The organism is Mesorhizobium argentiipisi (SeqCode) (assembly GCF_037179585.1).
Lineage (GTDB): Bacteria > Pseudomonadota > Alphaproteobacteria > Rhizobiales > Rhizobiaceae > Mesorhizobium > Mesorhizobium argentiipisi.
In genome coordinates, this window is sequence record NZ_JAPYKO010000027.1 from 20,076 (window position 1) to 32,413 (window position 12,338).

Here is a 12,338-nt window from a genome sequence, read left to right on the forward strand (position 1 = left end):
CGTCTCAGCTCGGCTTCAGGCGGTCGAGCCGACCACGCCCTCGACGAGATAGTCCATGCTTTCGAGCTCGATGGCTGTCTCGATGAAGGCCTGACCTTCCGTCGCCACGACGGCGCCCTTGTTGCTCTTCAGCGGGCCCTTGATGACAGAGAAGCCGCCCTTCATCATTTCGGCCAGGGTGGCGTCGAATTGTTTGCGGGCCGGCTCGCCGACGGCGGGACCGAGCGGGCTCATCTTGACGAAGCCGTCGGCCAGTCCGCCGCGGGTGAAATTGGGCAGCGGCGTGCCGGCGATGAGGTCGTCGACGAACATCTTGTAGACCTTGGCCCAGTTCCACTCGGCGCCGGTGAGGTATTTTTCCGGCGCCAGCGGGCTCTGGTTGGCGTGGTAGCCACAGACGAAGGCGCCGCGGCCCGCGGCCGTCTCGACCACCACTTTCGGGCTGTCGACATGGCAGGTGATGACGTCGGCGCCTTGGTCGACCAGCGCGTTGGTGGCCTCCGCTTCCTTCACCGCCAGCGACCATTCGCCGGTGAAGATGACCTGGCAGGTGATCGACGGATCGACCGAGCGCGCGCCGAGCAGGAAGGAATTGATGTTGAGCAGCACCTGCGGAATGGGCTTGGCGGCGACGAAACCGAGCTTCTTGGACTTCGAGGTGTGGCCGGCAACGACGCCGTTCAGGTACTGGCCCATGCCGATATAGCCGAAATAGGAGCCGGCATTCATCGGGTGCTTGGCTTTGTCCCACATGCCGCCGCAATGGCGAAACTGCACGTCGGGGAATTTCGCGCACATGGCCAGCATGTGCGGATCGAAATAGCCGAAGGAGGTTGGGAAGATAAGCGAGGCGCCGTCGAGATTGATCATCGATTCCATCGTCTTCTGGACGTCGACCGTCTCGGGAACGTTCTCCTCCTCGACGATGGAGATGCCTTCGATGCCCTTCAGCGCGGCCGCCCCCTCGGCATGCGCCTGGTTGTAGCCATAGTCGTCCTTCGGGCCGACATAGATGAAGCCGACAGTGGCGGCGGCGGCGAAGGCGCGGCTGATGGGAAAGGATGCCGAGGCCAGGCCGAGTGCGGCTCCGGCGGCGGAGGTCTTGAGCAGTTGGCGGCGGTTAAGCATGAATCTGTCGGTCATAGTGAATGCTCCCCTTTAGGACCCTTTTTCGGGTCGGTTAACATGCCGTCGAAGAAAGTGCATGCAATCACTGTGCCAATTTGCAAATTGAAATTTATCTAATGAAATCAATGATCAGATCGAGGCTTATGCCTACGCCAGAAGCAATTGCATGCACTTTTTGCCTTGAAAGTAGCCAATTTGACAGGCAGATTAAAATAAAGGCATAGAGGGCGTATCCGAGTCGAAGGCCAACGAGTCGGTCGACTCCACGAGAAGACGCGACGGAGGAAAATTGCCGGGGAAGCGCAGCTTGATCAGGTCGGGCACGACCGTGGATCAGATGGTCAGGGCGATCGGCGACCGGATCGTCACCGGCTACCTGCGTCCCGGCGAAAAGCTGGACGAGATCTCGCTCGCCGCTCGCTTCGACGTATCACGCACCCCTGTCAGAGAGGCGCTCGGCCAGCTCAGCGCCATGGGCCTGGTCGAGAGGCGACCCAACAGGGGCGCTATCGTTGCCGTCGTGACGCAGGAGCATCTCGCCTCGATGTTCGAGAGCATGGCCGAGCTGGAAGCGATCTGCGCGCGCTTCTCGGCCGAGCGCATGACCAGCAGCGAGCGTCGCGGGCTCGAGATCGAGCACCAGGCTTCGGCGCGGATGGTGCAGGCGGGTGCCGAGGAGGACTACGAATATTTCAACACCGAGTTCCATAGCCGGCTTTATCGTGGCGCTCACAACGCGCATATCCACGAACTCACCGTGATGACCCGCAGCCGATTGGCACCCTTCCGCCGCGCCCAGTTCATGCTGCCCGGACGGCTGGCCAAATCCTGGCAGGAACACGACCTGATCGTCACCGCAATCATGCGCGGGGACAGCGTGGCTGCGGGCAAGGCCGCCAGGGACCATGTCTCAATCGTCAGCGAGGCGAGCGCGGTGTTCGCGACTGACGATCGCAAGCCAATTCGGCGGGACGTGGCCTGAAAATTTCCCGGCGGTCCGAATCTTAGCAGACGACGCCTGCTTCCAGGCGGTGCAAAGTTTCGCTCCAACGAACGTGATGGGGGCGCAAAACTGCCGTTCGCATCGTGGATAGCTTTCGTGTCAGACTCTCTCTACCGGTCTTTGCAGCACCGAGACAGGCCATCACGCCCGACAATGTAGAAAGTATCGTACGCTCTCCGCGCGGGGGGGAAAGGCGGTAGCGCTCTCCCGCTACCATCTTTCCCCACACTAATTTGACGCCGTTGAAAAAGGCCTTCGTCCGATCCGCGCCGGCGCGTACTCGATTGCTGTGGCTAGACATCGCGATTCTCCGCGACGGGCACCGGAGGCCTCTCCTACGGCTCTCAACCTGTCACGGAAAACTCGGTCCACTCTCGCTCTCCCGTAGGACCCGGGGCCGTAGCACGGATCGACCTATTTGCGCGAAATGACGCGCCCGGCTACGCGTTTCAGATTTTCGCAGTTCCCAACATTGGAACACGCGCCTCTTTCTCGTTCCCACATAGGCAGTTGGGACGCATGAACAGGATGTTAGTTGCGAGAAAGGCGAAATCGTGAGGCATTGTCGGCTGCCTCGTTGAGATCTCGGGCGGTACGCGCCTTTCTTCGGTCAGTGGTGCCGAGGGCGCGCCGAACGAACTCACCACGCCGGTCGAGGTCGCGGACCTCCTTGCACAAGACAGCAAAAGGCCGCAAGGATCGAGCCCCGGGTCATAAAATCAGATATTTACGGAAAAATCCGATGGTACCGTTGGCTGGGCTCGAACCAGCGACCCCCAGATCCACAATCTGGTGCTCTAACCAACTGAGCTACAACGGCACGCGTGCCTGAGCTGGATCGAGGTGAAAGCGTCTTTTCTCCGTGATCCGCCCTGTCGTTCGGCGATGCGTCAAATACGGGCTATCGGATTCTAATTCAAGGGCCTTGATGAGGTAAAGGACGGTTTCCTCATCCGCCTACGTCAAGGCAAAGAAAAGGCCGGCGGGAGGAGGTGCCGGCCTTTTCCTGTTACGAGCCAGCGGGAGGAGGTGCTGGCTGGTCACCCCGGAGACGGAGGGAGGAGGTTCCATCCCCGGGTATCTGGTTATTCAACCTATCGCACGACTATTTGTCTGACGAAATGCGACGTTTTGATGCATCGCAAGGTTGCGCGCCGAAATCAGGCAGCCTTGACGTCCTTTATCGCCTTCTCGAAGGCGGTCTTGACCGGCTTGGAGACATCCTCGACCGCCTTGGTGGCAACGGTCTGGAACTCCTTGGCCTGCTCGACGGCCATTTCGACGCGCTTGCGCAGGAAGGAGGTCTGCAGTTCGACGACTTCCGAAAGGGTCTTGGCGCCGACAAGGGCTTCGAGGTGCGAGAAGTTGGCCTCGGCATTGGCGCGCAGCGCGGCGATGGCCTTCAGCGAAACGTCGCCGGAAACGGTTTTGGCGGTCTCGTAGGTCGACTCCAGAACCTTCTGGGTCTCCTCTGCGCCGGTCTTCAGCTTGGCGTAGGCTTCCTTCGACTGCTCGACGCCCTTCTCGGCGAAGGCGCGGATCTGGTCGGTGGCCTTGGAAGCGTCGAAGCTCGGGAATTCGATGTTTTCGATGGTCTCTGCGGTCTTGGCAGTGGTCTTGGACATTTTCCAACCTTTTCGGGATAGCGGCTTTGACAGAAAGCCGTCTCGTTCATGTATGGTGGCAATATAAAGGTTTTTTTGTGCGTTGCAACATCATTGTTGCACTGCACCATAAAAATCTTCCCATACGTCAGCCGTAAGGGCCGTTAACCACGAGCCCAGAGATTTCGACCAATGCAAGCCTAGGCTTGTGGACCTCCGGGCCACGGGCTTTTATTAACAAAGCGTTAACTGAAAATGCCCGCTCCGGAGGGTCGGCCAGCGCATGCCGCCTGAAAACTACTCCTTCCTCGACGTCGCCGTGCTCGACGCGGTGCGCCAGCGCTTTGCCGCGGGCGATGCCTTGGCCATTTTTTCGGCCGATCTCGAACAGGTGATCTGGGCGAATGGTCCGGGGGCGTCGGTGTTCGGTTATCCGGATATCGAAGCGATCATCGGCACGTCGGCGCAGCTGCCGCTGGTCGCCCGGCGGCAGATCATGGCGACCAGCGGTTTTCCGGATATCGGCAGCGACCGCGCCATCACGGTGAGGCTGGCCACCGGCATGGTGAGCCGCGCCGTCGGCTTCCTGGCCAGCGCCGTAATGATGCCGGACGGCGAGAAGGCAATCCTGCTCGCGGTACCGGCGGCGCAGACCAGCTCGCGCAGCGCCGGCGAGATCGCCGGCCGCGCCATCGGCGGTTTCACCGAGGCCGGGCATTTCATCGCCTTCGTCGACGCGCAAGGCGAGGTCGAAGCAGCCTCGGACGGCTTCGCGGCGCTCGGCATCGAGCCGCGGACGCTGGCGGCCCTGGTTGCGGATGTGGCAAGCAGCGGCGACCGCGTCGTCAAGCGTCTCGTGCCTGGCGCCGACACCGCCTACCCGGCCGGTTTTGCGCGGCTCACCGACACGCGCCATCTGCTGGTGGTGATCGACGAGGACCAGCTCGACGACTTGGATGGCGAGCAAGGAGATCGATCGGCCACCGACCAGGGCGATCAGACCAGCGATCTAAAGGTTGCGCCCGAGTCCCAGTCCGCCCCGGACAGCCCTGCGCCGGCCGCGGCGGCCGGTGAAAAGGCCGAGCCGCCCCCAGACGCACGGCCAGACGCTGAAAGCCGTAGCTTGGCCGAGCAGCGGCCCATTCAGCCTGGCCGTCAGGCCGACGCCACCGACTCCAGCCGGGAACCCGCCGATGCCGGAGCCGGCCAGCACGACCAGTGGTATTTCAATGCCGGCGACGACGGCGCCGGGCATGCTCAACCGGCAGCGCCGGCGAAGGACGAATCGGAAGGCGCCGCCACGGCCGAAGGCCAAGGACAGGATGGCGCCGAAGCCGCCGGAGGCGAACCCGCCAAATCAGCCCGGCCGGCCCCGCCGCGCGACATCGACCGCTCCGCGCCGCCGCTGCGCTTCGTCTGGCGCACCGACGCCGAAGGCAGGTTCAGCGCGCTGTCGCCGGAATTCGCCGACATCGTCGGCCAACCTGCCGCCGATGTGATCGGCCGCCGCTTCAGGGATGTCGCCGCCACTTTCGGTCTCGACGCCTCGGGCGAGATCGCCGGCCTGCTCGACCGGCGCGATACCTGGTCCGGCCGCTCGGTGCTGTGGCCAGTGGCCGGAACCGGTCTGAAGATCCCCGTCGATCTGGCGGCGCTGCCCGTCTATGGCCGCAGCCGCGCCTTCGAAGGTTTTCGCGGTTTTGGCGTCGCGCGCAGTGCTGACGCCGTGGTCGATCCCGAAGCGCTTGGGATGGCTCTGGTGCCGAATGGCGCCCCGACTGAGGTCACCTCCGGCGGGACCGAACCGTCAGCCGAGCAGCCGGCGGAGCGGACGCCGCCGGAACAGCCGAAGCCCCAAGATCCGTTCCAGGGCGAAGTGCCGGCGCTGAGCATCGTGCCGAAGCCGGAGCGGCGCTTCGCCGACAAGGTGATAAGGCTGGCCGAGCATCGCCATCCGGCCAGCGACAAGCAGCCGGGAAGCGACACGCCGGCAAATCAGCGGAGCCTGTCGGTTCTCGAGCGTAGTGCCTTCCGCGAGATCGGCGAGCGGCTGCGCAAAGACAGCTCTGCCCCTGCCGAGCCGAGTGCCCACGAGGCCGACAAGCAACCCGATGCGGCGGCCACCGGCGAGGACACGGCGGCGGTGAAGAAAGCGGCCAACGAAGCGAGGGCCGACGCAAACCAGCCGCTTCCGCCCGACGCGGCGAAGCACGACGATTCCGCGCGGCAAGCGAGCCCGGCATCCGCACCGGAAGCCTTGGAAGCCGATGACGCGAAGGCCGATGCGAAGACCGCGGAGGCGCAGACCGAGGCGGAAGACCAGGAAGACCTGGCGCGGCTCGACGGCATCGATGACGCCGCCGAGACGAACGCCGCCGGCCAGACCGGGACCTCGGCCGGTTCCGGCTCGCTGCTCAACTATGCCGATGAGGAAAACTCTGCCGAGGAAATTGGAGGGGCGCCGGTTTCCCAGCCCGAACAGGCAGAGGACGCCCGGCAGGCTGCCGTGGAGCCGCAGCAGCCGACCGCTACCGGGCAGCCCGCCTCCGAGGCGACGGCCGACGACGACAGCATGACCGCCGACGATTTCCGCGATGCGCAGGACAATGAGGATTGGGCAGGCTCCGACGCGGATGCCGCCACGGCCGCGGAAGAACAGCCGGAAGCGGCGCCCGCGCGGCCGCGCCTCGACGTGCCGCCGCTCAAACCGTCGGGTTTTGTGCCGTCCGCGTTTTCGACCGGAGAGGAAGCCAAGGCACCCGATACATCCATCCTCGCCAGGCTGCCGGTGCCGCTGCTCATCCATTCGGGCGACGTGTTGCATTATGCCAATGACGCCTTCCTCGAACTCACCGGCTACGACGCGCTGGACGACCTAGCGGACGCGGGGGGCCTGGGCGCGCTCTTTGCCGATCCCTATGCCGAGGACACCGCGACGGACGAAAGCGACCACTCGCTGAAGCTCAAGACCCGCCAGGGCGTGGAATTTCCGATCGACGCGCTGCTGCGCTCGGTGCCGTGGCGCGGCGGCAAGGCGCTGATGCTGGTGGTGCGGCGCTCCGGCGAGGACGACGCGGCGCATTTCACCGCCGCCAATGACGAACCGGCGCTGCAGCCGGACGTGCCGGAACTGAAATCGCGCATCGCCGAGATGCGCACCATCATCGACACCGCTACGGACGGCGTCGTGCTGATCGGCCGCGACGGCAACATCCGCTCAATCAGCCGGCCGGCGGAAGCGCTGTTCGGTTTCGACAGCGACGAGGTCGCGGGCAAGCCCTTCGCCTCGCTGTTTGCCATAGAAAGCCAGCGCGCGGCGCGCGACTATCTCGCCGGCCTTTCGGAGCCGGGCGTTGCGAGCGTCTTGAATGACGGCCGCGAAGTCATCGGCCGCGAGGCGCAGGGGCGTTTCATCCCGCTGTTCATGACCATCGGCAGGCTGCCCAACGACAGCGGCTTCTGCGCCGTCGTGCGCGACATCACGCAATGGAAGCGGGCCGAGGAAGACCTGACGCAAGCACGCGCGGTGGCCGAGCGCGCCTCCTCGCAGAAGACGGATTTCCTGGCCCGCATCAGCCACGAGATCCGCACGCCACTCAACGCCATCATCGGCTTTTCCGAGCTGATGGTGGACGAGAAATTCGGTCCGATCACGAACGACCGCTATCGCGACTATCTGCGCGACATCAACCGCTCGGGCAATCATGTGCTCGACCTCGTCAACGACCTGCTGGACATCTCCAAGATCGAGGCCGGCCAGCAGGAGATGGATTACGAAGCGGTGTCGCTCAACGATACGCTGGCCGAGACGGTGGCGATGATGCAGCCGCAGGCCAATCGCGAACGCGTCATCATCCGCTCCAGCTTTGCCTCGCGGCTGCCGGAAGTGGTGGCGGATCTGAGAAGCGTGCGCCAGATCGCCCTCAACATCCTGTCCAACGCCATCCGCTACACCCAGGCCGGCGGCCAGGTGATCGTCTCGACCGCTTACGAAGCCTCCGGCGATGTCGTCATGCGCGTGCGCGACACCGGCATCGGCATGACCCAGGCCGAGATCGAGCAGGCGCTGAAGCCGTTCAAGCAGATCAATGCGTTGAAGCGCGGACGCGGCGACGGCACCGGCCTCGGCCTGCCTCTCACCAAGGCGATGGTTGAGGCGAACCGCGCCCGCTTCGCCATCACCTCGACGCCAGGCGAAGGAACCCTGGTCGAGGTCGGCTTCCCCTCGACGCGCGTGCTCGCCGAATAACATTGCACGGGACAGCGGCGGCCAAAAGAAAAAGGCGTCCAAGAGGACGCCTTGAGAAATGGGATGCTGTCACAACGGGGGCTTGAGCTGAACCTCAGGGGATGAGGAACGGGATTTCTCCCTCAAGTTACAAGCGACTATCGGGGTCGTCCCCTTAACAACTCCTTACCGGGCCGCGAAAAAATTTACGAATGTGTACCACCCGTGAAATCTAGGTAAATTCGCCGGATAGATTTCGTTAACTACATCAGTCAGCTTGCCAATTGCGGCAGGTCTCGGAACAGCTCCAGCGCCTCGGGATTGGCTAGCGCTTCCTTGTTCTTGACCGTGCGGCCGTGGACCACGTCGCGCACGGCGAGCTCGGTGATCTTGCCCGACTTGGTGCGCGGGATGTCAGCGACAGCGACAATCCTGGCCGGCACGTGACGCGGGCTGGCGCCGGAGCGGATCCTGGCGCGGATGCGCTTTTCCAGATCCTCATCCAGGGTAACGCCGGCGGCCAGCCGCACGAACAGCACGACACGGACATCATTGTCGAAATCCTGGCCGATGCAGAGCGCCTCGAGGATTTCCGGCATCTGCTCGACCTGGTTGTAGATTTCGGCCGTGCCGATCCGGACCCCGCCCGGATTGAGCGTGGCATCGGAGCGGCCGTGGATGATCATGCCGCCATGTTCTGTCCATTCAGCGAAGTCGCCATGGCACCAGACATTATCGAAACGCTCGAAATAGGCCGCGTGATATTTCTTGCCTTCCGGGTCGTTCCAGAAGCCGATCGGCATCGACGGGAAGGCCTTGGTGCAGACAAGCTCGCCCTTCTCCTGCCGGACAGACTTGCCGTCATCGTCCCAGACGTCGACCGCCAGGCCAAGGCCAGGCCCCTGGATCTCGCCGGTCCAGACCGGCTCGGTGGGTACTCCGAGCACGAAGCATGAGACGATGTCGGTGCCACCCGAGATCGAGGCCAGATGCACGTCCTTCTTGATGCCGTCATAGACGAAACGGAAGTCCTCCGGCGACAGCGGCGAGCCGGTGGAGGAGATGGTGCGCACGCTCGACAGATCGTGGCTCGCGATCGGCTTCAGGCCGGCCTTGCGCACCGAATCGATGAATTTGGCCGAGGTGCCGAAATAGGTCATCTTCTCGGCATCGGCGAAATCGAACAGCACATTGCCGTCGGGGTAGAAAGGCGAGCCGTCATAGAGCAGCAGCGTCGCACCGGAGGCTAGGCCCGAGACCAGCCAGTTCCACATCATCCAGCCGCAGGTGGTGAAGTAGAACAGGCGATCGCCCTCGATCAGGCCGGCATGCAGCCGATGCTCCTTGACGTGCTGGATCAGCGTGCCGCCTGCCGAATGAACGATGCATTTCGGGATGCCGGTCGTGCCCGAGGAAAACAGGATGTAGAGCGGATGCGCGAAGGGCAGCCGCTCGAAGCTGACGGTCTTTGCGGCAAAGGGCGAGAGCGCATCTTCGAGCGCGGCCGCCCTGTCGATGGTGGCGGCGACGTCCTGAGAGGTGCCGAGATAGTCGACAATCAGCACCTTGCGCAGCGTGCCAAGCTTTGCCGCGACCGCGCGGATCTTGTCGGCCACCTCGATCGCCTTGCCATTGTACCAATAGCCGTCGGGCGCGATGAAGACGACCGGCTCGATCTGGCCGAAGCGGTCGAGTACGCCCTGCTCGCCGAAATCGGGAGAGCATGACGACCAGACCGCGCCGATCGAGCTTGCCGCCAGCATCGCGGCAATGGTTTCTGGCATATTCGGCATCATGGCGGCGATGCGGTCGCCAGCCTTGACGCCGAGCGTCAGGAAGAGCTGCTGCAGCCGCGAGGTCAGCGCATGGAGCTCGTTCCAGGAGAGCCGGCGCTCGACCTTATCCTCACCGCGAAAGACGATAGCCGGGCCGCCGCCGGTCTTTTGCAAAAGATTCTCGGCGAAATTGAGCCTGGCGTCGGGGAAGAAGCTGGCGCCGGGCATCCGCTCGCCGTCGACGAGGTGCCGCTCGCCCTTGTCGCCGACAAGCCCGCAGAAATCCCAGACCAGGCTCCAGAAGGCTTCGCGGTTGTCGATCGACCAGCGATGGAGTTCGGCATAGCCGGAGAAAGAAAGCGCAGCCTTCGCTTCCGCGGCCTTCATGAACGCCGTTAGAGGCGCTGCGTCGATGCGCTCCTGCGTCGGGGTCCACAAAGGTGTGTCGGCTGCCATCATCGCTCCTCCCAAAGCGTCGCGTTCGAGCCAGTTAAGCTCATCGTCGCCTATGCCATCGTCCCAGAAACGGCGCGCGATTGCGGATCGGGATCGTGCAGCCCGCTTATGCATATTGCAGCGCAGCAGAGCAAGATTTTGTTCGAGCGACCCATGGCTGTCGCTGCGCAAATGCCATCGCAAGGCCATAAAGACTTGAAAAGCGTCGGCGCTCGGTTACACCCGTCGGGCGATTTGTCGGCAACGAAAGCATACGGGGCGAAATGCGATCATCTCTGATCCGGCGCGGGGTGTGGGCGATCGGCGTTGCCGTGCTCGTCATCGCGCTCGCGGTCGCGGCGCTGCCGCTGATTGCCTCGACCCGCATCGTGCGCGACCGCATCGCCTGGGAATTGAGTGCCTGGAGCGGCTTCAGGGTCACGATCGACGGCTCGCCGCGCATCGAGGTGTGGCCGAAATTCAGGGCGATCCTCAGCGACGTGACGCTGTCGCAGTGGACCGAGACCGAAACGCCGCCCGTGGTTGAGGCCGACCGCGTGGAAGTCGATCTCTCCGCCATGGCGGCCTTGCAGGGTAACGTCGCCTTCTCGACCGCAAGGCTGGTGCGCCCGACGATCAGGGTGCAGCGCACGGCGAGCGGCTTCTATCTGCCGCCGCTTCCGACCGGGGGGCGCATCACGCGCTCGATCGACACCGCGCGCGGTGTCCTCACCACAAACCCGCAGAAGCCGGATCTCGGCAAATTGCCGTCCGATCCGTTCGGCACCGTCGAATTCCGCGATGGCCGCGTGGTGACTTCAGTTGACGGCAAGGAGGCCGAAATCCTGAGCAGCCTGAACGGCCAGGTTAATTGGGAAGCGATGAACAGCGATGCATCACTGACCGCGACCGGGATCTGGCGCGGCGAAAGCGTGCAGCTCGATTTCTCCTCGGCGAAACCGCTGGTGCTGTTTGCCGGAGGGGCAGCTCCCGTCACCCTCTCCTTCAAGGCGGCGCCCGCGGCATTCTCCTTCGACGGAACGGCCTCGATGTCGGAGAATGCCTATCTGGACGGCCAGGCGAAGTTCGCCGCGCCGTCGCTGCGGCGCGTGCTGGAGTGGTCGCAGGCGGGCATCGCGCCGGGTGCTGCGATCGGCGCCGTCTCAGTCAGCAGCAAGGTGAACGCCTCGTCGGGGCGCGCGAAATTCGAGAACACCACCGTCACGCTCAACAACAATCCGGGCATGGGAGCGCTGGATTTCTCCTTTGCCGAGGGGCGCCCGGTGATTGCCGGCACGCTCGCCTTCGATACGCTGGATCTGAGATCTTTCCTGTCGGCTTTCACGCCTATCGCGCCCGCCGGCGAGGCCGGCCCCGGCGACATCGACACCAGCTTCGCCGATCGCATCAACCTCGACCTCAGGCTGTCGGCGGCCCATGCCACGGTGGGAACAGTCCAACTTGCCGACGTCGCTGCCACCGCGCAGGTCAAGAACGGCCTTGCCGTGTTCGACATATCCGACGCGTCGGCTTTCAACGGCACCATCCAGAGCAGCCTGCGCTTCGACCGCAAGCCGGAAGGGACGCAGGTCGAGATGCGGCTCCTGGCGTCGGATGTGGATACGGGGGCCTTTGCCACGGCAGCCGGAATGACGCGGCTGGTGCCGGCCGGAACGGGCACGGTATCGGTCATCCTCAAGGGGCCGGGCAAGGCCTGGAATTCCATCTTCGAGAATGCCGACGGATCGTTCTCGGCGACGTTCGGGCCGGGCATGCTCAAAGGGCTCGATCTGCCGGCCTTCCTCAAGCGCAACCAGCAAGGCGGCTTCTTCGCGCTTGACGACGTCGCCAACGGTTCGCTGCCGATCGACGGGGCCGAGATCAAGGCGAGCATTTCCAAGGGCGTGGCCCGCCTGGACAAGGCCGAGATCAATGCCCAGAAATACAAGATCTGGCTGTCGGGCATTGCCTCCTATGTCGGACGCGGGCTGGCGCTCTCGGGCGGAGTGGTGCCCAGCGGACAGCCGGCGCAGCAGCCTCAGCAGGCCAACGGCCAGGCGGCCAGTCCGGCTCCCCCTCCGCCGAACCAATCGCTATTCTTCGTCGGCGGCAACTGGAGCGCACCGTTCATCTCGCCGATCGCTCCCGGCGTTTCAGGCCAGTAA

Annotated in this window: 6 protein-coding genes and 1 tRNA gene; 3 read left to right on the forward strand and 4 right to left on the reverse strand. The window is 63.9% G+C overall.

Annotation, left to right across the window (positions count from 1 at the left end):
* Nucleotides 1-15: 15 nt before the first annotated feature.
* Nucleotides 16-1,143, reverse strand: a complete 1,128-nt coding sequence (locus O7A05_RS27305; RefSeq protein WP_337096136.1) for a BMP family ABC transporter substrate-binding protein — start codon at nucleotides 1,141-1,143, stop codon at nucleotides 16-18.
* 292 nt (nucleotides 1,144-1,435) lie between these two features.
* Between O7A05_RS27305 and O7A05_RS27310 the strand changes: the two genes are divergently transcribed.
* The gene (locus O7A05_RS27310) at nucleotides 1,436-2,110 is read left to right on the forward strand and encodes a GntR family transcriptional regulator (RefSeq protein ID WP_337096137.1); all 675 of its coding nucleotides are present in this window, start codon (nucleotides 1,436-1,438) and stop codon (nucleotides 2,108-2,110) included.
* A gap of 764 nt (nucleotides 2,111-2,874) precedes the next feature.
* On the opposite strand, the gene O7A05_RS27315 is transcribed toward O7A05_RS27310, so the two are convergent.
* Nucleotides 2,875-2,951 (reverse strand) — tRNA-His (locus O7A05_RS27315).
* A gap of 340 nt (nucleotides 2,952-3,291) precedes the next feature.
* On the reverse strand, nucleotides 3,292-3,756 hold the full coding sequence (locus O7A05_RS27320) for a phasin (RefSeq protein ID WP_337096139.1): 465 nt from the start codon (nucleotides 3,754-3,756) through the stop codon (nucleotides 3,292-3,294).
* A 262-nt stretch (nucleotides 3,757-4,018) separates the two neighbouring features.
* On the opposite strand from O7A05_RS27320, the gene O7A05_RS27325 reads away from it, so the two are divergent.
* Nucleotides 4,019-7,984 (forward strand): PAS domain S-box protein, encoded by a 3,966-nt coding sequence (locus O7A05_RS27325; protein ID WP_337096141.1) that lies wholly within the window; start codon nucleotides 4,019-4,021, stop codon nucleotides 7,982-7,984.
* Nucleotides 7,985-8,235: 251 nt separating this feature from the next.
* Here the strand turns inward: O7A05_RS27325 and O7A05_RS27330 are convergent, their stop codons facing one another.
* Nucleotides 8,236-10,194 (reverse strand): acetoacetate--CoA ligase, encoded by a 1,959-nt coding sequence (locus tag O7A05_RS27330; protein WP_337096143.1) that lies wholly within the window; start codon nucleotides 10,192-10,194, stop codon nucleotides 8,236-8,238.
* A gap of 263 nt (nucleotides 10,195-10,457) precedes the next feature.
* On the opposite strand from O7A05_RS27330, the gene O7A05_RS27335 reads away from it, so the two are divergent.
* Nucleotides 10,458-12,338: an AsmA family protein gene (locus O7A05_RS27335; protein WP_337096144.1), complete on the forward strand. Its 1,881-nt coding sequence runs from the start codon at nucleotides 10,458-10,460 to the stop codon at nucleotides 12,336-12,338.

Coding starts and splice junctions, on each gene's coding strand:
- O7A05_RS27325 (WP_337096141.1), top strand. CDS start 4,019: ATGCCGCCTGAAAACTACTCCTTCCTCGACGTCGCCGTGCTCGACGCG.
- O7A05_RS27330 (WP_337096143.1), bottom strand. CDS start 10,194: ATGGCAGCCGACACACCTTTGTGGACCCCGACGCAGGAGCGCATCGAC.
- O7A05_RS27335 (WP_337096144.1), top strand. CDS start 10,458: ATGCGATCATCTCTGATCCGGCGCGGGGTGTGGGCGATCGGCGTTGCC.
- O7A05_RS27320 (WP_337096139.1), bottom strand. CDS start 3,756: ATGTCCAAGACCACTGCCAAGACCGCAGAGACCATCGAAAACATCGAA.
- O7A05_RS27305 (WP_337096136.1), bottom strand. CDS start 1,143: ATGACCGACAGATTCATGCTTAACCGCCGCCAACTGCTCAAGACCTCC.